Origin of the sequence: Klebsiella sp. K-Nf6, from assembly GCF_002806655.1 — a bacterium.
GTDB lineage: Bacteria > Pseudomonadota > Gammaproteobacteria > Enterobacterales > Enterobacteriaceae > Klebsiella > Klebsiella variicola.
This window is the reverse complement of the sequence record NZ_PIBN01000001.1, coordinates 471,301-494,340: the sequence shown is the minus strand read 5'-3', so window position 1 is coordinate 494,340 and position 23,040 is coordinate 471,301. Positions and strand designations below refer to the sequence as shown.

The 23,040-nt window shown below is 56.4% G+C and carries 23 protein-coding genes and 2 pseudogenes; 19 read left to right on the top strand and 6 right to left on the bottom strand.

All coding sequences use genetic code 11. From position 1 onward, the window contains the following. The first annotated feature begins 481 nt into the window (after positions 1 to 481). Positions 482 to 1,165, top strand: coding sequence for a YrhA family protein (locus CWM61_RS02465; RefSeq protein ID WP_100630637.1), 684 nt, complete (start codon positions 482 to 484; stop codon positions 1,163 to 1,165). A 60-nt stretch (positions 1,166 to 1,225) separates the two neighbouring features. On the opposite strand, the gene CWM61_RS02460 is transcribed toward CWM61_RS02465, so the two are convergent. After that, positions 1,226 to 1,597: a VOC family protein gene (locus tag CWM61_RS02460; RefSeq protein WP_100630636.1), complete on the bottom strand. Its 372-nt coding sequence runs from the start codon at positions 1,595 to 1,597 to the stop codon at positions 1,226 to 1,228. 502 nt (positions 1,598 to 2,099) lie between these two features. Here CWM61_RS02460 and CWM61_RS02455 point away from each other — a divergent pair. The 12 genes from CWM61_RS02455 (at position 2,100) to ccmI (ending at position 12,609) form a co-directional block, all read left to right on the top strand. Next, on the top strand, positions 2,100 to 2,855 hold the full coding sequence (locus CWM61_RS02455; protein ID WP_165785231.1) for a gluconate 2-dehydrogenase subunit 3 family protein: 756 nt from the start codon (positions 2,100 to 2,102) through the stop codon (positions 2,853 to 2,855). Positions 2,856 to 2,857: 2 nt separating this feature from the next. After that, entirely contained in the window at positions 2,858 to 4,642 is a 1,785-nt protein-coding gene (locus tag CWM61_RS02450) for a GMC family oxidoreductase (RefSeq protein WP_061154294.1), read from the top strand. 10 nt (positions 4,643 to 4,652) lie between these two features. Beyond that, entirely contained in the window at positions 4,653 to 5,993 is a 1,341-nt protein-coding gene (locus CWM61_RS02445) for a c-type cytochrome (protein WP_165785230.1), read from the top strand. A gap of 83 nt (positions 5,994 to 6,076) precedes the next feature. Further along, entirely contained in the window at positions 6,077 to 6,700 is a 624-nt protein-coding gene (gene ccmA, locus CWM61_RS02440; RefSeq protein ID WP_061154295.1) for a cytochrome c biogenesis heme-transporting ATPase CcmA, read from the top strand. Then, positions 6,697 to 7,356 carry a heme exporter protein CcmB gene (gene ccmB / locus CWM61_RS02435; RefSeq protein WP_100630634.1) on the top strand — a complete coding sequence of 220 codons (660 nt, stop codon included), beginning with the start codon at positions 6,697 to 6,699 and terminating at the stop codon, positions 7,354 to 7,356. The genes ccmA and ccmB overlap by 4 nt, the downstream gene beginning before the upstream one ends. A gap of 49 nt (positions 7,357 to 7,405) precedes the next feature. After that, complete coding sequence (locus CWM61_RS02430) at positions 7,406 to 8,143, top strand: heme ABC transporter permease (RefSeq protein ID WP_100630633.1); 738 nt, start codon at positions 7,406 to 7,408, stop codon at positions 8,141 to 8,143. Next, entirely contained in the window at positions 8,140 to 8,370 is a 231-nt protein-coding gene (ccmD, locus tag CWM61_RS02425) for a heme exporter protein CcmD (protein ID WP_002908220.1), read from the top strand. The genes CWM61_RS02430 and ccmD overlap by 4 nt, the downstream gene beginning before the upstream one ends. Further along, complete coding sequence (gene ccmE / locus CWM61_RS02420; RefSeq protein ID WP_004143391.1) at positions 8,354 to 8,812, top strand: cytochrome c maturation protein CcmE; 459 nt, start codon at positions 8,354 to 8,356, stop codon at positions 8,810 to 8,812. Before ccmD ends, ccmE begins: the two co-directional genes overlap by 17 nt. Then, on the top strand, positions 8,809 to 10,761 hold the full coding sequence (locus CWM61_RS02415; RefSeq protein ID WP_074385603.1) for a heme lyase CcmF/NrfE family subunit: 1,953 nt from the start codon (positions 8,809 to 8,811) through the stop codon (positions 10,759 to 10,761). The genes ccmE and CWM61_RS02415 overlap by 4 nt, the downstream gene beginning before the upstream one ends. Further along, a complete protein-coding gene (locus CWM61_RS02410; protein WP_100630632.1) occupies positions 10,758 to 11,312 on the top strand; it encodes a DsbE family thiol:disulfide interchange protein in 555 nt (184 codons plus the stop codon). The genes CWM61_RS02415 and CWM61_RS02410 overlap by 4 nt, the downstream gene beginning before the upstream one ends. 11 nt (positions 11,313 to 11,323) lie before the next feature. Beyond that, the gene (locus CWM61_RS02405) at positions 11,324 to 11,770 is read left to right on the top strand and encodes a cytochrome c-type biogenesis protein (protein WP_162493314.1); all 447 of its coding nucleotides are present in this window, start codon (positions 11,324 to 11,326) and stop codon (positions 11,768 to 11,770) included. Continuing rightward, positions 11,767 to 12,609 carry a c-type cytochrome biogenesis protein CcmI gene (gene ccmI, locus CWM61_RS29650; protein WP_100630631.1) on the top strand — a complete coding sequence of 281 codons (843 nt, stop codon included), beginning with the start codon at positions 11,767 to 11,769 and terminating at the stop codon, positions 12,607 to 12,609. The genes CWM61_RS02405 and ccmI overlap by 4 nt, the downstream gene beginning before the upstream one ends. A gap of 1,081 nt (positions 12,610 to 13,690) precedes the next feature. On the opposite strand, the gene CWM61_RS02385 is transcribed toward ccmI, so the two are convergent. Further along, on the bottom strand, positions 13,691 to 14,911 hold the full coding sequence (locus tag CWM61_RS02385) for an MFS transporter (protein ID WP_100630630.1): 1,221 nt from the start codon (positions 14,909 to 14,911) through the stop codon (positions 13,691 to 13,693). A 40-nt stretch (positions 14,912 to 14,951) separates the two neighbouring features. Further along, complete coding sequence (locus CWM61_RS02380; RefSeq protein WP_100630629.1) at positions 14,952 to 16,160, bottom strand: MFS transporter; 1,209 nt, start codon at positions 16,158 to 16,160, stop codon at positions 14,952 to 14,954. Between the two features lie 135 nt (positions 16,161 to 16,295). Between CWM61_RS02380 and CWM61_RS02375 the strand changes: the two genes are divergently transcribed. Next, the gene (locus tag CWM61_RS02375; protein WP_100630628.1) at positions 16,296 to 16,883 is read left to right on the top strand and encodes a TetR/AcrR family transcriptional regulator; all 588 of its coding nucleotides are present in this window, start codon (positions 16,296 to 16,298) and stop codon (positions 16,881 to 16,883) included. Positions 16,884 to 16,885: 2 nt separating this feature from the next. On the opposite strand, the pseudogene CWM61_RS30085 reads toward CWM61_RS02375, so the two are convergent. Further along, positions 16,886 to 16,984: pseudogene (locus CWM61_RS30085) on the bottom strand (DUF3363 domain-containing protein); the annotation flags it as partial. A gap of 72 nt (positions 16,985 to 17,056) precedes the next feature. Between CWM61_RS30085 and CWM61_RS02370 the strand changes: the two are divergent. The 3 genes and pseudogenes from CWM61_RS02370 to CWM61_RS02360 form a co-directional block, all read left to right on the top strand. Beyond that, positions 17,057 to 17,128: pseudogene (locus CWM61_RS02370) on the top strand (energy transducer TonB); the annotation flags it as partial. Between the two features lie 178 nt (positions 17,129 to 17,306). Beyond that, positions 17,307 to 18,344: a S66 peptidase family protein gene (locus CWM61_RS02365; protein WP_100630627.1), complete on the top strand. Its 1,038-nt coding sequence runs from the start codon at positions 17,307 to 17,309 to the stop codon at positions 18,342 to 18,344. Between the two features lie 236 nt (positions 18,345 to 18,580). Further along, on the top strand, positions 18,581 to 19,516 hold the full coding sequence (locus CWM61_RS02360; protein WP_043519874.1) for an ATP-grasp fold amidoligase family protein: 936 nt from the start codon (positions 18,581 to 18,583) through the stop codon (positions 19,514 to 19,516). On the opposite strand, the gene ccrB is transcribed toward CWM61_RS02360, so the two are convergent. Both ccrB and CWM61_RS02350 read right to left on the bottom strand, forming a co-directional pair. Further along, complete coding sequence (gene ccrB / locus CWM61_RS02355) at positions 19,513 to 20,574, bottom strand: HAMP domain-containing histidine kinase CrrB (protein ID WP_100630626.1); 1,062 nt, start codon at positions 20,572 to 20,574, stop codon at positions 19,513 to 19,515. The genes CWM61_RS02360 and ccrB overlap by 4 nt on opposite strands. Next, positions 20,571 to 21,275, bottom strand: coding sequence for a response regulator (locus CWM61_RS02350; RefSeq protein ID WP_032431070.1), 705 nt, complete (start codon positions 21,273 to 21,275; stop codon positions 20,571 to 20,573). The genes ccrB and CWM61_RS02350 overlap by 4 nt, the downstream gene beginning before the upstream one ends. A gap of 282 nt (positions 21,276 to 21,557) precedes the next feature. Here CWM61_RS02350 and CWM61_RS02345 point away from each other — a divergent pair, with 282 nt between their 5' ends. Together CWM61_RS02345 and CWM61_RS02340 are read left to right on the top strand one after the other, a co-directional pair. Beyond that, on the top strand, positions 21,558 to 21,947 hold the full coding sequence (locus CWM61_RS02345; RefSeq protein ID WP_004184323.1) for a transporter: 390 nt from the start codon (positions 21,558 to 21,560) through the stop codon (positions 21,945 to 21,947). 156 nt (positions 21,948 to 22,103) lie between these two features. Continuing rightward, on the top strand, positions 22,104 to 23,015 hold the full coding sequence (locus tag CWM61_RS02340; RefSeq protein ID WP_100630625.1) for an ABC transporter six-transmembrane domain-containing protein: 912 nt from the start codon (positions 22,104 to 22,106) through the stop codon (positions 23,013 to 23,015). The last annotated feature ends 25 nt before the right edge of the window (positions 23,016 to 23,040 follow it).

Here is a 23,040-nt window from a genome sequence, read left to right as displayed (position 1 = left end):
CGCGAAGCCACGGAAGGCAAGCATCAGTACGTCGCGCTACGTTCTGGGTATGACAAAAGCGTTTTGCGCCTGGCTGCGGGGCGGACAGGCCAGTAGGGTATATCGGTCCTGGTCAGCAGCAAGTCGACGGTGGTGATATGGGGACATACTTTTTCGTTTGATAAATGTTGATACTGATGCGGAAAGCCTGCGGAGTGCAACTATCGTAAATCTGGTGTTTTAATACGCCGCTAAACTCAATATGCTGGTGTCTTCCCCACATGCGTGGGGGGGGGGCTTCAGCATCATCTAGCAGGCGCATATACGTGACGTCTTCCCCACATGCGTGGGGGTGTTTCTGTTAAGCATGGTTTTGTCAGAGTATATGGACTGTCTTCCCCACGTGTGTGGGGGTGTGTCTAAAAAAGAAAAACTCTCCGGTTCCCTGTTCGGGTCTTCCCCACACGTGTGGGGCCTGTTTTCGTTTGATAAGGAAATTAAAATGAAAAGAGCCGAATTAGACGTTGTGGTTTTAGGTGAGGATTTACCGAATGAAGGGCTGGTAAAAGGAACGCTTGGTACGATTGTTATGGTTTTTAATGCGCCAACAACTGGCTATCTGGTCGAGTTTTGCGACGAGAAAGGAAAAACAATCGCAATGCCAGTTTTATTCCCCGCCCAGCTAAAGCGCTATTTCACGATTGGTAACCTGAAGTCTCTGATGGTTGAAGGTAATTATCCCGTAGCCGACCCTGTAGACCCAGACGTCATGGCAGATTTAATGCACAAAGTCGCGCCTGCTGAATGGGAGGACAAGAAAAGAAGGGTCTATGAGGATATTCAACGACTGTTGATTAGTCGGCCGGACTACGCGGATATGTTCAATATTATGGATGGGGGTGAGTACAATGGCATGACATTGTACAGCCTGGTGCAGGCAGAGAACGGTGAACCTGCATGGTCGAATATCTTTGTTCGAAACTTTGAGACGCGTATTAACGAAATCTATGTCGATCCGAACCTCAATGACAAAGTAGTGATTGGTGAAGAGGGCATGTCCGTGATTGTCTACAGCTTCACAGATGACCGTTTCGAAATCCGCGATAAAGTCTCCTCGGATTATGTCATTGAGTCACATACCCACTTCAACGGACTGTTGTCCGCCCTCATTGAGCCGGTCAGCTGAATCCGACACATCCATACCTTCAGCGTTTCCCACGGACGTGGGAATTTTTTTCCGCTCAGCTTACCCCGCCAGATGGCACACGGCTTCAATATTGTGCCCGTCTGGCGCAATCACAAAGGCGGCGTAGTAACTGGCGTGGTAGTTTGGCCGTAACCCCGGCGCGCCGTTGTCCTTTCCTCCGGCAGCCAGCGCCGCCTGCCAGAAGGCATCAACCTGCTCGCGGCTGTCGGCGCGAAAGGCGATATGCAGCGGCGTCGGTTTTTCCGCACTTTGATAGAGGCATAGAGAGACATCGCCGCTGCCGGCCAGCTCTGCGCCGTAGCTCGGCTCGCCTTCGCCGACCAGCGTTACGCCAAGCGGGGCCAGGGCCTGTAAAAAGAACGCTTTGCTGGCGGCATAGTCGCTAGCGCCGAATTTCACATGATCGAACATATCTTCTCTTCTCCTGTGGACGGGATATGGCCAGCTGAACAGTTCAGCCAAGAAATAGATGGGAAATAATTAACAACGGTTAGTAACTTTTTTAACAGCTCAAATTGTTTAATTATTCCTAAAACGAGTATTTACAGACGTTTAATCTGCCATGTACCATAAACAAAAAATAACATTTGTGATACAAGTCACTCTTTTATGGCGCATGGGTAAGCTCAGCGCGGTGTGAATGCCGCTGGTTTGCCGCCTCAAGGTTTATGGCAGCACCCTTCTCACGATGACATTCCGGTGAATTTCTCTCCGATTTCCCGCGTTTCGTTGAGAATCGTCTACTATCCAAACGATAACCCTATAAATGATATCGCCACTGGCGATGTTTTATCCGACTTGCCGGGCCGGGCCAGACGTTAAGTGGTTGCGAAGCGTAATGGTATCGGTTCCAGCACGACATTCACTGGGTTTGTCAGCGACAAAAACAGTAATTTTCAATGACAGGAATGTGATGATGTCGAGCGAGAAAACCAACAATTCCAGGCGTGATTTCCTGGTGAAATCGATGGCGCTGATCCCGACGGTGGTGATCGGCGGCGCGGGAGCAGGGGCCATTGGCGTGGCCACCAGCGCGACCGCGCAGGCGGCCCCCGCGTCTGAGCCCGCTTCCGGGAACACCGTGGCGGCCAGCGACTGGAAGCCGCAGTTCTTCAACGATCGTGAGTGGGTGTTTATCAACGCCGCCGTCGCTCGCTTAATCCCGGCGGATGAACTCGGTCCTGGCGCCAAAGAGGCCGGGGTGCCGGAGTTTATTGACCGCCAGCTCAATACCCCTTACGCCACCGGCTCCATCTGGTACATGCAGGGTCCCTTCAACCCCGACGTACCGAAAGAGATGGGCTATCAGCTGCCGCTGGTGCCCAAACAGATCTATAACCTCGGGATCGCCGACGCTGAGGTCTGGTGTCAGGACAAGTATCACAAAACCTTCGCTGAACTGAGCAGCGAGCAGCAGGACGAGGCGCTCGGCCTGTGGGAATCCGGCAAAGCCGAGTTCAAACAGCTCCCGGCCTCGCTGTTCTTCTCCTATCTGCTGCAAAACACCCGCGAAGGCTTCTTCAGCGACCCGATCCATGGCGGCAATAAAGGCATGGTCGGCTGGACGCTGATTAATTTTCCCGGCGCGCGCGCCGACTTTATGGACTGGGTTGAACGAAGCGAACGCTATCCCTTCCCACCGGTATCAATTAATGGGGAGAGGGCGTAATCATGGCCACCGTATTGAAAAAAACCGATGTCGCGATCGTCGGCTTCGGCTGGGTTGGGGCGATCATGGCCAAAGAGCTGACCGAAGCCGGGCTCAACGTCGTCGCGCTGGAGCGCGGCCCGATGCGCGATACCTGGCCGGACGGCGCCTATCCGCAGGTGATTGATGAGCTGACCTACAACATCCGCCGCAAGCTGTTCCAGGATCTGTCGAAAAGCACCGTCACCATCCGGCATAACACCAGCCAGCAGGCGGTGCCGTATCGGCAGCTGGCGGCCTTCCTGCCGGGTACCGGCGTGGGCGGTGCCGGGCTGCACTGGTCCGGCGTGCATTTTCGCGTCGATCCCATCGAACTGCGGATGCGCAGCCACTATGAAGAACGCTACGGCAAAAACTTCATTCCCCAGGATATGATCATCCAGGATTTCGGCGTCACCTACGACGAACTGGAGCCGTTCTTCGATAAAGCGGAAAAAGTGTTCGGCACTTCCGGGACTGCCTGGTCGATCAAAGGCAAGGTCGTCGGCAAAGGCCGCGGCGGCAACGCCTTCGCCCCGGACCGCTCGGACGACTTCCCGCTGCCGGCGCAGAAAAACACCTGGTCGGCGCAGCTGTTTGAAAAAGCGGCCCTGGAAGTGGGGTATCACCCCTATAACCTGCCGTCGGCCAACACTTCCGACTCCTATACCAACCCCTACGGCGCGCAGATGGGCCCGTGCAACTTCTGCGGTTTCTGCAGCGGCTACGCCTGCTATATGTACTCCAAAGCCTCGCCGAACGTGAACATCCTGCCGGCGCTGCGCCAGGAAAAACGCTTTGAGCTGCGGACCAACGCCAACGTGCTGAAGGTCAACCTGACCGACGACAAATCCCGTGCCACCGGCGTGACCTACGTCGACGGCCAGGGGCGCGAAATGGAACAACCGGCGGACCTGGTGATTATCGGCGCCTTCCAGTTCCACAACGTGCACCTGATGCTGCTCTCCGGGATCGGCAAACCGTACAATCCGGAGACCGGCGAAGGGGTGGTAGGGCGTAACTTCGCCTACCAGAACATGACCACCATCAAGGCCATTTTCGACAAAGACACCTATACCAACCCGTTTATCGGCGCGGGCGGCAACGGCGTCGGGGTCGACGACTTCAACGCCGACAACTTCGACCACGGCGCGGCCGGCTTTGTCGGTGGTTCTCCATTCTGGGTCAACCAGGCCGGGACCAAGCCCATCTCCGGTTTTCCGGTTCCGCCAGGCACCCCGGCGTGGGGCAGCAAATGGAAAGCGGCGGTAGCCGATACCTACACCCATCACCTGTCGATGGATGCCCACGGCGCGCACCAGTCCTATCGCCAGAACTACCTCGATCTTGATCCAAACTACAAAAACGTCTTTGGCCAGCCGCTGCTGCGCATGACCTTTGACTGGCAGGAAAACGATATCAAGATGGCGCAGTTTATGTTCGATAAGATGGCGCCGATCGCCAAAGCGATGAAGCCGAAATATATCCTCGGCAGCCCGAAAAACGCCAACAGCCACTTTGATACCACCAGCTACCAGACCACCCATATGAACGGTGGGGCGGTGATGGGGGAAGATCCGAAAACCAGCGCCGTGAACCGTTATCTGCAAAGCTGGGACGTGCATAACGTCTTCGTCATCGGCGCCTCCGCGTTCCCGCAGGGGCTGGGCTACAACCCAACCGGCACGGTGGCCGCGCTGGCCTACTGGTCAGCGAAGGCGATCCGCGAGCAGTATCTGAAAAATCCGGGACCCCTGGTGCAGGCATAAAGGAAGGCAGATGATGAAAATGCAATGGTTATCGGCCCTGGTGCTTGGGGCATTGAGCTGCGCGGCTTTTGCCGAAGAGGCGCCTGCGGACAGCAATCTGATTAAGCAGGGGGAGTATCTGGCGCGGGCGGGGGACTGTGTCGCCTGCCACACCAACGGCAAAGCGGGCAAACCTTTCGCCGGCGGTCTGCCGATGGAGACGCCGATCGGCACCATCTACTCCACCAATATCACGCCGGATAAAGAACACGGCATCGGCGGGTACACCTTCGAAGAGTTCGACGACGCGGTGCGCAAGGGCGTGCGGAAAGACGGTTCCACGCTCTATCCGGCGATGCCGTATCCTTCGTTCGCGCGGATCAGTGAAGCGGACATGCGCGCCATGTACGCCTACTTTATGCATGGCGTGGAACCGGTGAATGCTGCCAACAAGGACACCGACATCCCGTGGCCGCTGTCGATGCGCTGGCCGCTGGCGTTCTGGCGCGGCATCTTCGCCCCGACGCCGAGCGACTTTGTCGCCAACCCGCAGGTTGACCCGGTGCTGGAGCGCGGCCGCTATCTGGTGGAAGGCCTGGGCCACTGCGGCGCCTGCCATACCCCGCGCAGTCTGACGATGCAGGAAAAAGCGCTCAGCGAAAGCGAAGGCGATGATTACCTGGCGGGCAGCAATGCGCCGATTGACGGCTGGGTCGCCTCCAGCCTGCGCGGTGAAAACCGCGACGGTCTGGGAACCTGGAGCGAAGCCGAACTGGCCGAGTTCCTGAAAACCGGACGCAACGATAAATCGGTGGTCTTCGGCGGCATGAGGGATGTGGTGGAGCACAGTCTGCAGTATCTCTCTGATGACGACATTACCGCCATCGCCCGCTATCTGAAGTCGCTCCCGCCGCGTGGCGGCAAACAGACCCCAGCCCCGGTGGAAGACAGCGTGGCGAAAGATCTGTGGAAGGGTAATGACAGCAAAACCGGCGCCGCGCTGTACGTTGATAACTGCGCCGCCTGCCACCGCACCGACGGCGTGGGCTACCAACGCGCCTTCCCGTCGCTGAAGGGCAACCCGGTGGTGCAGACGGAAGATGCCACCTCGCTGATACACATCGTTCTGACCGGAAGCACCACGCCGGCGGTGAAAGAGGCGGTCTCCAACCTGACCATGCCGTCGTTCGGCTGGCGTCTGGACGACCAGCAGGTGGCGGATGTGGTCAATTTCATCCGCACCAGCTGGGGCAACAATGCGCCGGCGGTCAGCGCCAGCGATGTGGCGAAGGTGCGTAAGGAGACCGCGGCGCACGATGAGAAGGCGTTAGGCAACGCCGATATCTCGAAGCTGCCGGGGGCCGGACAGTAACCGTCAGGGTTGCGTCGCCCGCGCGGCGCAACCCATACTTAGCGAAGACGTAAAATACTGTCTGAATCAAGGAGTTTGCCTTCATGCTGCATGCAGAGCGACTGACCTGCATCGTTGACGATCGACCGCTGTTTGCGGCGCTGACGCTGTCCCTCGCTGCCGGCGAGCTGCTGCAGGTTGCCGGTGATAACGGCGCGGGGAAAACCTCGCTGCTGCGGATCCTCTGCGGCCTGGCGCGCCCGGAAAGCGGGGTGGTGAGCTGGCAGGGCCAGCCGCTGGCGAAGGTCCGGGAGTCATTTCACCGTCAGCTGCTGTGGCTGGGCCATAAACCCGGCGTCAACGCGGCGCTGACCGCCGATGAAAATCTGCGTTTCTTCTTTCCGGCCAGCCGCCTTCAGCAGCGGGAAAGCGCCCTCGCCGCCGTCGGCCTGGCGGGCTATGAAGATCTCCCCTTAAGCCAGCTCTCCGCCGGTCAGCAGCGCCGGGTGGCGCTGACCCGCCTGTGGTTAACCGACGCGCCGCTGTGGATCCTCGATGAGCCGTTCACCGCGCTCGACGCCACGGCGATGGAAACCCTGACCCGCCGCCTGGAGCAGCACGCCCGGCAGGGGGGAAGCGCGATCCTCACCACCCATCAGCCGCTGCGGCCGCTGGGCTGCCCGTTGCGCACCTTGCGCCTCGGCGGCGACGCGGGAGGCGGGCAATGATGCGGGCGCTGTTGGCCCGGGAACTGCGCCTGGCGTGGCGCAGCGGGGCGGAGATCCTCAATCCGCTCTGGTTCTTTCTGATCGTCATCACCCTGTTTCCGTTCGGCGTCGGCGCCGCGCCGCAGCTGCTGGCGCAGATTGCGCCGGGCGTGGTGTGGGTCGCCGCGCTGCTGGCGGCGCTGCTGGTGATGGATCGGTTGTTTCGCGACGACTGGCAGGACGGTTCTCTGGAGCAGCTGTTGCTCCTGCCGACGCCGCTGGCGGCGGTGGTGCTGGTGAAGGTGGTCGCCCACTGGATGATGAGCGGCCTGCCGCTGCTGATCGTCTCTCCGCTGGCGGCGCTGCTGCTGGGGATGAGTCTGCACGATGTCGGCGTGCTGGCGCTGACCTTGCTGCTCGGCACCCCGACGCTCAGTTTTCTCGGCGCGGTGGGGGTTGGCCTGACGGTCGGCCTGAAGCGCGGCGGCGTCCTGCTGAGCCTGCTGGTGCTGCCGCTGGCGGTGCCGCTGCTGATTTTCGCCACCGCGGCCTGCCAGGCCGCCGCCGCCGGGCTACCGGTCAGCGGCTATCTGGCGATGCTGGCGGCGTTTTTAACCGCCAGCGCCACCCTGTGTCCGTTCGCCACCGCCGCCGCGCTGCGGCTGACCGTGCAATAATTCGCTGCGCCTGCGGGCGCGGCCATCATAACCGTGTGAGTAAGCGTCTATGTGGAAAGCGTTACATCAACTGGCGATCCCCGAGCGGCTGTACCGCCTGTGCGGGTGCTGGATCCCCTGGCTGGCGGCGTTGAGCGCGCTGTTGTTGGTCATTGGGCTGGGGTGGGGTTTTGGCTTCGCCCCCGCGGACTATCAGCAGGGGGAAAGCTACCGGATCATGTACCTTCACGTCCCGGCGGCGATGTGGTCGATGGGGCTGTACCTGGCGATGGCCGTCGCGGCCTTCGTCGGGGTGGTCTGGCAGATCAAAATGGCCGACCTGGCGATCGCCGCCCTGGCGCCGGTGGGGGCGGTCTGCACCCTGGTGGCGCTGGTCAGCGGCGCGGCATGGGGCAAGCCGATGTGGGGGACCTGGTGGATCTGGGACGCCCGGCTGACCTCAGAGCTGGTGCTGCTGTTTCTTTACGCCGGGGTCATCGCCCTGTGGCACGCCTTTGACGACCGGCGACTGGCCGGGCGCGCGGCGGGGATCCTCGTCCTGGTCGGGGTGGTCAATCTGCCCATCATTCATTACTCGGTCTACTGGTGGAACACCCTGCACCAGGGCTCGACCAACCTGCAGCAAACCATTGACCCAAGCATGCGTCTGCCGCTGCGGATCTGTATCTTTGCTTTCCTCGCGCTGTCGGTCACGCTGACCCTGATGCGCCTGCGCAACCTGATCCTGCAACTGGAGCGCCGTCGACCGTGGGTGGTGGCGCTGGTGAATAAAGGAGCTGCCCGATGAGCCCCGCCTTTTCGTCTTTCGCCGCCTTCCTGAATATGGGCGGCTATGCCGTGTACGTCTGGCTGGCGGTGGCCGTGGCGGTCGCCGCCTTTGGCTTGCTGACGGTGCACACTCTGTGGGCGCGGCGGGCGCTGTTCCATGAGGTACGACGCCAGCAGGCGCGCGAGCGGCGGATCGCTGCCGCCCGCGAACATGACAAGGAGGCCGCGGATGCAAGCGCGTCGTAAAACCCGGCTGTATATCGTGCTGGCGGTGCTCGCCGGCCTCGGGCTGACCGTCAGCCTGACGCTGTACGCCCTGAGCAGCAATATCGATCTGTTCTACACCCCGGGGGAAATTATCTACGGCAAAACGGAAACCCGGGCGCTGCCCCATACCGGGCAGCGGCTGCGGGTGGGAGGCTACGTTCAGCCGGGCTCCCTGCAGCGCGACCCGCAAACCCTCGACGTGCGCTTTAAGCTGTATGACGCCCGCGGGGTGGTGGACGTCAGCTATAAGGGCATTCTGCCGGACCTGTTTCGTGAAGGGCAGGGTGTGGTGGCCCAGGGCGTACTGGACGGCGAGCGGCATATTACCGCCCAGCAGGTGCTGGCCAAACATGATGAAAATTACACGCCGCCGGAGGTGAAAAACGCCATGACGCCGGAGAAAACGGGGGCGCAGCCATGATGCCGGAGCTGGGCAACTTTTTATTGTGTCTGACGGCGGGGCTGGCGCTGCTCCTGAGCGTCTATCCCCTGTGGGGCGCGGCGCGGCAGGACCGGCGGCTGATGGCTCTGGCCCGGCCGCTGGCCTGTGGGCTGTTCGCCTGTATCGGCGGCGCCTTCCTGCTGCTGGTGCACGCCTTCGTGGTCAATGACTTTACCGTCCGCTACGTGGCGGAAAACTCCAACAGCGCGCTGCCGGTGTGGTATCGGGTGGCGGCGACCTGGGGGGCGCACGAGGGCTCGCTGCTGCTGTGGGTCCTGCTGCTCAGCGTCTGGACCTTCGCCGTCGCCATCTTCAGCCGCCGAATGCCGCTCGACGCCGTCGCCCGGGTGCTGGCGGTGATGGGGATGATCGCCTTTGGGTTCCTGCTGTTTATCCTCTTTACCTCCAACCCGTTCAGCCGCGGCCTGCCGCAGTACCCCATTGATGGCCGCGACCTCAATCCGCTGTTGCAGGATATCGGCATGATTTTCCATCCGCCGATCCTCTATATGGGTTACGTCGGCTTCTCGGTGGCTTTCGCCTTCGCCATCGCCTCGCTGCTGGCGGGGCGGCTGGATACTGCCTGGGCGCGCTGGTCGCGTCCCTGGACCCAGGCGGCATGGATGTTCCTCACCCTCGGCATCGTGCTGGGCTCGGCGTGGGCCTACTACGAACTGGGCTGGGGCGGCTGGTGGTTCTGGGACCCGGTGGAAAACGCCTCGTTTATGCCGTGGCTGGTGGGGACCGCGCTGCTGCACTCCCTGGCGGTGACCGAGAAGCGCGGCAGCTTCCGCGCCTGGACGGTGCTGCTGGCCATCGCCGCCTTCTCCCTGTGCCTGCTGGGCACCTTTCTGGTGCGCTCCGGGGTGCTGGTTTCGGTGCATGCCTTCGCCTCGGATCCGTCGCGCGGGCTGTTTATTCTGGTACTGCTGATTGTCGCCATCGGCGGATCGCTGCTGCTGTACGCCCTGAAGGGCGGCCGGGTGCGCGCGCGGGTGGAACATACGCTGTGGTCGCGCGAGTCGTTCCTGCTTGGCAACAATATCTTGCTGATGGCCGCGATGCTGGTGGTGCTCCTCGGGACGCTGCTGCCGCTGGTGCATAAAGAGCTGGGCCTCGGCAGCATCTCCATCGGCGAGCCGTTCTTCAATACCATGTTCACCGCCCTGATGGCGCCGTTTGCGCTGCTGCTGGGGCTGGGACCGCTGATCCGCTGGCGGCGCGATGACGTCGCCAGGCAGATTAAGCGCCTGATTATCGCCCTGTTGGTGACGTTGTCACTTTCTCTGGCGCTGCCGTGGCTGCTGCAGGACCGTATCACCGCCATGGCGGTTATAGGCCTGATGATGGCCCTGTGGGTGTTGGTCTTCGCCCTGATGGAGGTTCACGAACGGGCCACCCATCGCCACGGCTTCTGGCGCGGCCTGCGCACTCTGACCCGCAGCCAGTGGGGGATGGTGCTCGGTCACGTTGGCGTGGCGGTGACCGTTATCGGCATCACCTTTAGCCAGAACTACAGCGTGGAGCGCGATGTACGGATGCGCCCCGGCGACAGCATCGATATCCGCCACTATCACTTTGTGTTTAACGGCGTGCGCGATATCGTCGGCCCCAACTGGACCGGCGGCGAAGGCATTATTGCCGTGACCCGCAACGGCCGCCCGGAAGCGACGCTGTATGCCGAGAAGCGCTTTTACACCGCCAGCCGGATGATGATGACCGAGGCGGCGATCAGCGGCGGGCTGACCCGCGATCTGTACGCCGCGCTGGGGGAAGAACTGAGCGACGGCAGCTGGGCGGTGCGTCTGTACTACAAACCGTTCGTTCGCTGGATCTGGTATGGCGGGGTGCTGATGGCCCTCGGCGGTCTGTGCTGCATGCTCGACCCGCGCTATCGGATGCGTAAGAAGCTGCAGGAGGCCTCATGAACCGGAAGCTACTGTTTATCCCGCTGGTGCTGTTTCTGGCGCTGGCCGCTGCGTTGTTCTGGCAACTGATGCGCAACGCCGATGGCGATGACCCGACGACCCTCGAGTCGGCGCTGATTGGCAAACCGCTGCCGGAATTTCGCCTTGAAGCGCTGAATACCCCCGGTCAGACGCTGGACCGCCGCACGCTGATTGACGGCAAGCCGCTGCTGCTCAACGTCTGGGCCACCTGGTGTCCAACCTGTCGCGCCGAGCATCAGTTTCTCAACGGCCTGGCGCAGCAGGGCGTGCGGGTGGTGGGGATGAACTACAAAGACGATCGGCAGAAGGCGATGAGCTGGCTGCAGCGCCTGGGGAACCCGTACATGCTGAGCCTGTACGACGGCAACGGCATGCTTAGCCTGGACCTGGGCGTTTATGGGGCGCCGGAGACGTTTCTCATCGACGGTCAGGGCATCATCCGCTGGCGGCACGCCGGCGACCTGAACGAACGGGTGTGGCGCGAGGAGCTCCAGCCGCTGTGGGATCAATACAACCGGAGGGCGGGCTGATGAGACGTGTAATGGTCATCCTGCTGGCGCTGATGCTGACCGGCCAGGCGTGGGCCGCCATCGACACCTGGCAGTTTAAGGATGAGGCCCAGGAGCAGGCCTTCCGCGAGATCACTTCCCAGCTGCGCTGCCCGAAATGCCAGAACAACAGCATCGCCGACTCAAACGCGATGATTGCCGCTGATATGCGGCAGAAGGTGTACGAGCTGATGCAGCAGGGGAAAACGAAAGGGCAGATCGTTGACTATATGGTGGCCCGCTACGGCAATTTTGTCAGCTACGAGCCGCCGCTGACCGCGGGCACGGTGCTGCTGTGGCTGGGGCCTGGGCTGTTCGTGCTGGCGGGCGCGGGGGTGATTATCGCCCGCGCGCGTCGTCGCGACATCCCTGACGCGGCGCTCAGCGCCGAAGAGCGCCAGCGGCTGGCGGCATTATTGAAAGAAGGAAAAGAACGATGAGCCTGTTGGTGGTTATCGTCGCGCTGTTTCTGGCTGGCGCGCTGGGGCTGCTTTATTACCCTTGGCCGGGCAAAGGGGCGGTGGACCGCGATACCCTCAACCGCGCCCTGTACCAGTCGCGCCTGCAGGAGCTGGCGCAGGAGCGTGGCGAGGACAACCCGGCGCTGGTCGTCGAGCTGCAGCGCACGCTGCTGACGGATATTCCGCCCCAGGCACAGCCTGGCGAACGGCCGCTAAGCCGCTGGGCGCTGCTTCCGGGCGCGCTGCTGCTGGTGGTTCTGAGTCTGGGCCTGTATCTGAAAACCAGCGATATTGGCCAGGTGCTGCTCTGGCAGCAGGCTGAACGGCATTATCCTGCGCTGTTGCAGCAGGTTAAGGACCCGACGGCGGCGCCGCTGCGTATGGATGAGCTGGCGGAGCTGCGGCTCGGGCTGCGTAGCCATCTGCAGGATACCCCGAACGATCTCCCCGGATGGCAGCTGCTTGGGCGGCTGGGCCTGTTGTTGAACGATGGCGAGACGGCGATCGGCGCCTTTGGCCGGGCGCATTATCTGGCGGCGGATGACCCGGCGGCGGCTTTCGATTACGCCAGCGCGCTGGTGCGGGCGGGGGATAGCGGTCAGGTTCGGATGGGCGAGCTGCTGCTGCGTGACCTGCATCAGCGGCAGCCGACCAGCCTGCCGGTGCTGGAGATGCTGGCCCTGAGCGCGGTGCGTAATGAAGATTACCCCGAAGCCGTGGCAGCCCTGCAGGCGTTGCTGGCCCGGCTGCCGGAAGGGGATGCGCGGCGCGAGGCGATCGTCCGCCAGCTGGCGCAAGCGCAGCAGCAGGCGCAGTAACAGCCCGGCGGCGCAGCGCAGGCGTGGGCCGACGAAGGGCGCGAATAGAGCGCCAAATCGCGGGCAGCCTTTGTAGGCCGGGTAAGCGAAGCGCCACCCGGCAACATGTTGGGCTCGGAGCCTGATATCTTGCCGGCGGCGGTGGAGACTATTATCGGTTTTACAAGTTCTCAGCCTGGGGAAAGCGTTTAACACGCGTGACTTCAGCGTACTTTGTGCTCCCGCTTCGTGTTGCTGAACCCGGTTTTCTGTGGTGCGGGGAGCGGTATGGCAGCGGCAACGACTGCCGGACGGTTCCCTCTCCCTCCGCGAGAGGGCCGGGGTGAGGGAAAGCATTGCTGGCAAGTCTTTTATGTTATCTGTGGCTTCAGCGTAGTTTGCGCTCCCGGTTAATCTTCTGCGTTATGCCTGGCATGGCGCAGGGAGCGCACAGGGGGCGGCCAGTCGCCGCCGCCCCCTGTACCCCCGGGCTCCGGCCAGCAAAATCGCCACTGCGTGGACCCTTCGACTTATCCCTGCAGGCTTCGGGTCGGGCCGAGGCAGCGTCCGTGCAAAATACGGCCCTCAGCCCGCATCCATGCGGGCTGCCCCGGCCTTCCGGGAACGTCTCAGCGATGTTGAGGCCGCCAGCACCGGCAGTTTCAGCGACAATGGTGAATAAATTAACCCCAGGCCGGGTCAAGCGCAGCCGCCACCCGGCAAAAATACGGCACCAGAGTGTAGCCCGGATAAGGCGCCACGCACCGCCATCCGGGAGTTTCCCTGCCGGCACTACGCTTAGCCACTAGCGCGTTACGTCCCCCTGGTGCCGTTGGAATGACTGAAGAACATCCTCCTTAGCGTCAGCAGCAAGCTGCCGCTAAGGCCGTGGAGAACACCTCCTTAACGTCGCAAGCGCGGTAGAACCCGATCAAACGAGGTTAAAAGGGTCTTCAGCGCGGAACGCGAGTTAAGGCTAATCAGGGCAGTGGGACAGGCAGAATTTATAACCCGATAACCGGCTACGCCAAGCCTTCGGCGCCATTTCTTCAGCGACGGCGAGGAAACAGCCTAGATGGCGAAGCTCCATGATGAACTTCGCTTAATCCGCTTCTGAGCCTGGCTTCCAGTCTCCGGCTCTCGCTTTCCGTTCATTCAGGCCAACACCGACAGTCAGTAGCAATGCTACAGCGGCCAATCCGCCTGCCAACCAGAGATTGCCTGCCAGTCCAAATCCATCCACGCTCTGGCCTCCTGCCCATGATCCCAATGCAATCCCGATATTGAAGACGCCCACATATAACGCGGTAGCAATCTCCACGGCGTGCGGCGCAGCTTTCATCATCCAGGTCATCAGGCCAACTGACACTCCGCCGTAGGCCAGCCCCCAAACCAACAGTACCGCGCCACCACCCATGTGCGAACTGGCGACAGTCAGGAACAGTACTGGGGTCAGCAGTAACCCCAGCGCAATCGCCGTCAAGGTCAGGGCGGTGCGCCGCGCCGCGACGATGCCGGCCAGAAAGTTGCCGACAATGCCAGCGACGCCATAGGCGAATAGCAGCGCGCCGATCCATTGCGCATCGAATCCCGACACGGACAGCAATAGCGGGCGCACGAAGGTGAATGCCATGAAGTGCCCCGCCACCAGCAGCAGCGTCAGAAGCAGCCCGACTTGTAGTTTTCGATTGCCAAGCTGGGTCCCGAACTGACGCAAGGTGGCCGTGCTGGTAACGGGCAGCGCAGGAATGACGGCAAGGTGAAGTGCCAACACCAGAGCGCTGAACGCTGCCATGCTGCCGAAAGCCCAGCGCCATCCAGCAAAGTCCCCGATCAGCGCCCCGATTGGCACGCCGAGTACGGATGCGGCCGCCACTCCGCCAAAGATGATGGAGGTTGCCAAACCGATGGAATGGCCCGGAACAAGCCGGGCAGCCAAACCACCGGCGATGGCCCATATACCCCCCATGCAAAAGCCGACCAGAACGCGGGCGGCCAGCATCCAACCCAGGCTTGGCGCGAGTGCCGATGCCATGTTGGCGATCACCAACAGCCACAGCAACCCACACAAAATCCTGCGTCGATCAATGCCACCCGATGCGAGCACTACCAGGGGCGCGAAGAATGCCGCCAGCAACGCGGGAAGCGAAATTGTCAGTCCGGCTGTTCCAGTGGAAATGCCCAGTGTCTCGGCGATGGGCGTAAGCAGCCCAACCGGAAGCATTTCCGTCGTGACGACAGAGAAGGTGGCCAGGCCAACAGCGGCCACGGCGACCCAGGGGCTGCGCGCAGAAACTTCTGCCGCCGATGAAGCTGTGCTCATGGTTCAAATCCTTGCAATTGAAAAACAGGGTGCGCCGCCATCATTCGGCATCCGATACAGGCGAGACATGCGCGCGCAGGCGCTGATGCCCCCATAGCGACACGAGCAACACCACCGCACCGGCGCAGAGGGCGACGGTGAATCCAACCCGTACGCCGCCGTCATCGATAACCTGGCCGGATGCCGCCGCGCCCATGGCCACGCCGACATTCAGCCCAGCCAGCAGCCAGGCCATGCCTTCGGTCAACTGCTGGTCGGGCACCAGACGCTCGACCAGTGACATCGCCACGATCATGGTGGGCGCGAAGGACAGACCTGCTACCAGCACCGCTGCGGCCAGCGCGGGAATGCTCCCGACCAGCAGTAGCGGTAACGTGGTGGCAGCCGTTGCCAATCCACCAAGCAACAGCAGTCGATGCAATGGCATATGCAGCTTGAGTGCGCCGAACAGCAACCCGGCCATGCAGGAACCCAGGGCATAAGCTGACAAGACCAGGCTGGCCGCCGCCGGTTTGCCCACTTGTTCAGCGAAGGCCACGCTCACGATATCCACCGTACCGACGATCACGCCCATTGCCACCATTAGCAGCGCCAGCAGTCGCACGTTTGCCAACTGAATGACTGATCCAGATCCATCCGTGGCTGCGTCTTGCGCTTCGACGGGTGGTTCAGTGCCCCGCTGCACAACCAGAGTGAACACACCGAGGATCAGCAACAGTGCTGCCGCCAGCAGGCCCGCCTGCGGTAACACCGCAACAGACAGCCCCACCGACAATGGCGGCCCGGAGATGAAGGTGACTTCATCAAGCACCGTTTCCAGCGAATAGGCGGTCTGCAAGCGGAGCTGACCCCGGTACAGGGCCGTCCAGCGTGCGCGTACCATCGCCGACATACTGGGCATGAAACCAGCCAGGAAGGCACCGATGAACAGCGTCCAGTTGGCCGCCTGCCACCAGGAACCGGCAACCAGAATCAAAAAACCGATGACGCTGATGGCCGTGGCGGTGGGCAACACGCGGTGTTGTCCAAGCCGATCCACAAGCCGGGAACTCTGCGGCGACAACAACGCATAGGTCAGCACGAAGGTGGCAGAGACAGCCCCTGCCAGCGCATAGCTGCCGCGCAGTTGCGTCAGCATGGTGATGATACCGATACCCGTCATCGGCAGCGGAATACGTGCCAGCAAACCGGCCAAAGCAAAGCTCTTGGTGCCAGGCACGGCGAATAATTCTCGATAGAGGTTGGTCATCTCGTTCTCCAGAAGCCTTCGCTTGCCTTGGTAAGCTGGCGCGGCGATAATACATACAAAGCGTATGAATATGATCATATATTCATACGTACTGTTTGTAAATAATGATGCGTATCGTATGTAAGGAGAAAAAACATGGTTCGTCGCACCCGCGCCGAGATGGAAGAAACCCGCGCCACGCTGCTGGCGACTGCCCGCCGGGTCTTTACCGAGCATGGCTACGCCGACACCTCGATGGATGACCTCACCGCGCAAGCGAAGCTGACCCGTGGTGCGCTCTATCACCACTTCGGCGACAAGAAAGGACTGCTGGCCGCCGTGGTGGAGCAGATCGACGCCGAGACGGATCAGCGCCTGCAGGCCATCTCTGACGCTGCCGAGGACGCCTGGGAAGGCTTTCGCAGTCGCTGCCGGGCTTATCTGGAAATGGCGCTGGAGCCGGAAATCCAGCGCATCGTGCTACGCGATGCCAGGGCGGTGCTGGGTGGTGCCTCACCGGAATCGCAACGCCATTGTGTTGAGTCGATGCAGCGCCTGATCAACAAGCTCATGCAGCAAGGCATAGTGGACGAAGCTGATCCGCAGGCGCTGGCGTCGCTGATCTACGGCAGCCTGGCCGAAGCGGCGTTCTGGATTGCCGACGGCGAGGACAGCAGAGCGCGTCTGACACGCGGTATCGATGCGCTGGAGTTACTACTGCGTGGGTTGTTAGTCAAGCGATAGCCTTACGAGATGCCAGGGCCACGCTGCCGTTCGATCTCCCACGATACGCCACCGCCGCGAACCGTCGCGGCGATCTGCAGCCCCAGCCGCTGCTCAAACAACACGGTCGTTACTCATCGCTTGAGGGTATTAGCTCGGTCATGTTCCCTGGCGAACCGGATAGCTAAACGACCCCGGGAATAGCTAAAAGAGTAATCGTCATGATCCAACCCAAATCAGACGGCGGTCCCGCGAATAAGCAGTAAGCACTTTTGAGGATTAGTTGCCTGACGCATCATCTACGCCGGTAAAGTCCCTTGGGTGCCATGAGCAGACCTTTTTTAGGTTCACAGAAAAAACAAGCGGAGTGTTCGCCTGTTGATTTTACATCCTGGTTTCATTTATGGATTATGGAATTCTATATGTTCTGAAAAGGATTTATCCATGAGTGTCCTCTTTCCGCCCAGGCTGGCTCCAGGAGATGTTATTGGTGTAACCGCTCCATCTTCTGGCGTACCTGAACATCTGCATCCCAGACTGGAACTCGCCATAAAAAACCTAAAGAAAAGAGGTTACGAGGTCCGCGAAGGACGCTGCTTACGCTCGCAGCACAAAAATAAAAGCGCCACTAAATTTTCTCGCGTTGAAGAATTAATGTCTTATCTTACTGACCCAGATATAAAAGCTGTTATGCCACCTTGGGGCGGTGATCTGGCGATGGAATTGCTTGATTTGATTGATTTTGATCTGTTATCCCGGTCTAAACCAAAATGGTTTGTGGGCTTTTCAGATCTTAGTACACTTCATTTCCCACTGACGACGATATCGGGCTGGGCTACTTTGCATGGGCCAAACCTCATGGATCTTGGCGCTCGAAAGTTAGATGCCACCACTCAGGCCGTATGGGAAATTCTGGAATCGAATCGGGGAACTGTAATCAAACAGTACTCTTCAACAGCATTTCAAGCTGATGAAAATCAATGGGGAACAGCGTCAGACGGAGGTTTCAATCTGACCCAAAAAACACAGTGGAAACGCCTTGATGGTGTTACATCTTCTCTGACATTTAGCGGGAAACTGATCGGCGGCTGCCTCGAAATAATATCCAGGTTAGCAGGTACCCCATTCGGGAATGTGCCTTTGTTCAAGGCGAGCAATAGTCCTCAAGGAATAATCCTCTATTTTGAAAATGTGGAAATGGCTCCCTGTGAATTAACACGCGCATTATTTAGCTTACGATTACAGGGTTGGTTTGATAACGTAAATGGTGTTCTTATCGGCAGAAGTGCTGCACCCGACGTAAGCGACCCGACTAAACATAATTATCTGGATGCCCTTAAAGCCGCTTTTGAGAATGTTGCCGTGCCCGTACTGTATGATGTTGATATTGGCCACATACCTCCTCAAATATCCCTGGTAAATGGAGCCGATGCGACGGTTTTTTTCGCTGAAAATGGCAGCTGGGTAACTCAGCAGTTGTAGATAAGGCAGTATTAATAACAAAGGCGGGCCTTGCTGTTCTTTTGCACTGAAGATCCGCTCTTCGTTCAGAGCGGATCTTCAGTGCAGTTAACTTTTCCGATTCGTGCAAGGCGCGGACAATGGTCCGGATTAATTTCTGTTAATAAAGAAGCAAGTCGGTCCATATACTCTCCATAATTTGCAAAAAATAAATCAACAAACCTCTGTCAGAATTTCCTTTCTGAACCGGAGGTGTTATGAACAAAATAAACTATCAAATCAAATACATTGAATATTTGTTGAGAAAATGCAGAACAATTTTGACTAATGACATTTCATTTCATGCAGACAGGTTAAGAGAAATATCTGGCACATATCCGGATTTACTCAACCCTGTAACGCTTAATGAGAAAATTTGCCATCGCATTTTATTTATCCACAACCCATTTTATACATTGCTTGCTGATAAACTTCTGGTCAGGCAGTATGTTGAGAAACGGACTAATTTAATTAAGCTTATTCCTTTAGTAGGTGTTTATAACAGAGTTGATGATATTGATTTCGACAAACTTCCCTCAAAATTTGTTTTGAAATGCAATCATGATAGTGGTAGCGCGGTCATATGCACGGATAAAACGAATATTGATCCCGCTAAGGTTAAAAGCAAATTAAAACTATCTCTTAAAAAGAATATGTATTATACGACCCGAGAATGGCAGTATAAAAACATACCACCCGTGATCCTATGCGAAATGTATCTGGATCTATTTTCCAGTAAACACCGGAATATAACTCCGGAAATGATAAGAATACATTGCTTTCACGGTGTGGCATGTTTTATCGAGGCCGACTTTACTGACAGCGATGGAAACGAATTCATTAACGTTTATGACAGAGCGTGGAATTTACAACCCTTTCAGATGGAATACCCAAACACGCCATTGCCGGTTGATGAACCAGAATCATTTCATAAATCCGTTATTGCCGCCCAGGACTTAGCAAAAGAAATAGACTACTGCCGCGTCGATCTTATGCTAAAAGGAGATGATATCTATTTCAGCGAAATAACATTAAGTCCCAAAAGAGGCAAACTTAAAATCACCCCATCAATTTGGGACGCAAAACTCGGCAGTATGTGGGATCTGTCTGTTGCTAAAACAGGTTCGATCGAGCCTGTGTATTCATGCCCTTAAACAGGCCATGAGAGTTTGAAAAGTGAGCCATTTTCTGGTGTTAAACTATAGCTAACGTCTCCGCCGTGGGCGCACATAATGGCTTTAACTACCGACAACCCTAAACCACAGCCCTCTGGATTAATATTTTTGGCGTATTCTCCTCGTTGAAAAGGCTGGAATAAGGACTTCTGGAGTTCTTCAGGAATTCCAGGTCCTTTGTCCTGAACGATAATAAAATTATCGTTTCCTGTAATACCATTTTTTATTAAAAGCGTTTGTGATGTGGAATATTTCAAGGCATTATCAAAAAGAACGGTGAGGCACTGAATAATGCGTAAGGGATCGCAAACGCAATACTGATGGTTAATCTCAGTGACAATTTTGAAATGCTTTTTATCAAAGTCCGGCCAAAAGGTATCAAGCGCATTTGAAATCGTGGCCTTGAGATCGACTTCACTCAGCATCAAGGAGTATCCTGCTCCTCCTGATGAACTCACGACGCGGAGATCCTCAATTAAGTTGGTCAGACCTTCAGTTTGTTTAAGAAGGTTTCTGAATAACGACGGTTCTGGTTCGAAAACGCCGTCAACCAGTCCCTGAAGCCTCCCACGTAAGATAGTCACCGGCGTCCGGAGTTCATGAGCAATTGCAGCATTCCATAAATTTCGCTGCGCATCCAGCGTCTGTAACTTTTCAGCCATCTCATTAAAGTCATTGACGAGCCTATTCATCTCTCCCAACTTAGAACTGCTGTTAAATGCTCTGGCACTAAGGTTCCCCCGAGAGATTTGTTTCAGGCTGTATGCAACGTCATTCAGTGGGTTGAATATTCTTGCAGACAGCTTTACGGTAAAGAAAAGTGCAACGACCAGACTGGTAATGGACGCCATCAGAATCCACATCCAGTCAAGGAATGTCATAGCATCTTCACTACCTTCGTTCATTCCACCCGGCAGGTAATAAATCAGGAAACTATAAAATAAGTAGGAACCGAGTATTGCAATGGTAATAATAACAAACGTTAACAACAACATATATGTCAAAATCTGACGGCTCAGAATTGTTTCTTTGTTCATTTTTTGTCACCCAACCGGTAGCCTAATCCTCGGATGCTTTCCGGAATGCCCCTCAATCCGGCATGTTCAAGCTTTTTCCGAAGTTTACTCATATGACTGTCTACAGTACGATCCAGCGAGTCTCCCTCAGGTAAACACGCATCGAGTAACTCTTCACGTGAACAGACTTTTCTCGGGTTTCTCGCCAGATAGGTTAAAAGTTTAAACTCAGTGGTGGTTAATACTGGCGTGGAAACCTCACCTTGTGCAGTGATTTCAACGTAAAATTCATCAGGATAAATCGTTAAAAAAGGCGTTCTTAAAGGCCGTGAATGTGTAGACTCTGCAACCGGTCTGGTTCTGCGAAGCACTGCTTCAACCCTGGCAATAACCTCAGATGGATTGAAGGGTTTTATCACATAGTCGTCAGCCCCGAGCCGTAGCCCCATCAGTTTATCAACGTCTTGATCCAGTGCTGTCACCATGATGACCGGTACATTCGTTTCCTTTCTTAACGTGGTGAGAACATTCCAGCCATCGTACACGGGCAGGTGGATGTCCAATAGCAGGAGGTCAGGCTTGTTCAGACGGGTAAGATTGATTGCCTGCTCACCGTCTTCGGCTCTTAAGGTTTTCATACCTGCCTTACGTAAATAGCCTGTCAGTATGGCAGCGATGTCATCATCGTCTTCTGCGACGATAATCAGATTGTTGTTGTTCATATTTTCTTCCACAGTGCTGATGACAACATGCATTTTACCCTGAAAGCACTTTTATCGTCATGCTTAAAGCTCTTTAACTCAATTACAAACATTAATTTTCAATTTGATGTCTTTTGACAGGTACTTTTTGGAAAAGTTCATCAAGAAATTTTCTTAAAATTTTAACAGACTCACTCTCCATATTCACTACACATTTTATAAATAATTAATCAACATCGCTAAGTGATAATCTACAACCAGGTTAAGTGGTGCATGCAATATGTACTTTGTCTAAGGAGTTTTATGGTGCTGACTAAATGTTTTTTCCGGCGCGAGAATTTGATGGCCTCACTTTTATTTTGCATCGTTTCATATGGGTTGCTATCTACCTGGCTTTACCTTGTGCATTCAATTAATGAAAAAGTAGAATCAACATTACCCTCATCTTTACTGATTCGTGTTTTGATAATCATTACAGCATTATCATTTATTATTCAGAAAAAACCTGGAGTTTTTAAAAACTTCATTGCAATAACATTCGGTCTGGTTTTACTGTTTATACACACCATCATTGTATTACATCTGCTTTTGAATACTTTTCCAGATATCTATGATTTTGTTTTTTATTATGAATTTTTTTTAATGGTTTTCTTTTGCGGACTACCTTTATGTTTATGTATAAGAATGGTTTGATATTATGCAATGTCAATATGATACATAACCTCAGGAGTGAGTACACATATCCTCCATAAAACATCCATTCACGGTTGACATCATCACGTTATACTTAGTTGAAATAATAAAACAACGGCAGAAACCTTTACACCCATATGTTTAATACAATTTATCATGATTTATAAAGGCAACAACAAACCTATAGCCCCCGGGGTTGCTATCTCACTTAAGAGACTTGCCTGGCGGCACAGAAAGAAATTGTGCATTACTTTCATGCTGGTTATTGCTGAAAACGTTGCATTCCTGCTCTACCCCGTTCTGGCGGGCATGGCGATAAATGCCATCCTGGGCGGACAGACGTCACATGCGGCCCTTTATGGCCTGATGGTTCTGTTCATGTGGTGCATGGGAGCCGCCAGACGTAGTGTCGATACGCGAACGTTTGCACGTATCTACGCAAGTCTTGCTGTGACTGTAGTATTATCCCAGCGAAAATATTCACTTAATCACTCGACTATTGCTGCGAGAGTCACTCTATCACGTGAATTTGTAGATTTCTTCGAGTTGCACCTGCCCGTATTGATCACCTCGATCATTTCCCTTTTCGGCGCAGCAATTATGCTGTTATGGATTGAATTCTGGACAGGTATAGCCTGTTTGATCATCGTGGCAATACTGATGTGTTTTGTCTCAAGCTATGCCAGCAAAAATGAGACATTCTACAGACGGCTGAATAATCGCCTTGAGAAAGAGGTCGATTATGTTAATAAGGCGTCTTTTGGTGCTCTTAAGCGACATTATGACACACTTGCCCGTCTGCGCGTAGTGTTATCCGACAGAGAGGCATGGGGATATTTATCAATAGGCCTTCTGGTCTCTGCTCTCTTTTCCATGACCATTATCAGGATGAGCATGGAATCCGGAATTAATGCCGGACATATTTATTCCGTCATGACCTATATGTGGATGTTTGCAACAAGCCTGGATGACGCACCACAACTTCTTGAGAAATTTTCCCAGCTCAGGGATATCGGTAAACGGGTTTCGACAGACGATGAGACCTCTTTGTCAGGAAAACCATGCTGAACTTTTACCCTTTGAATGTTGACTG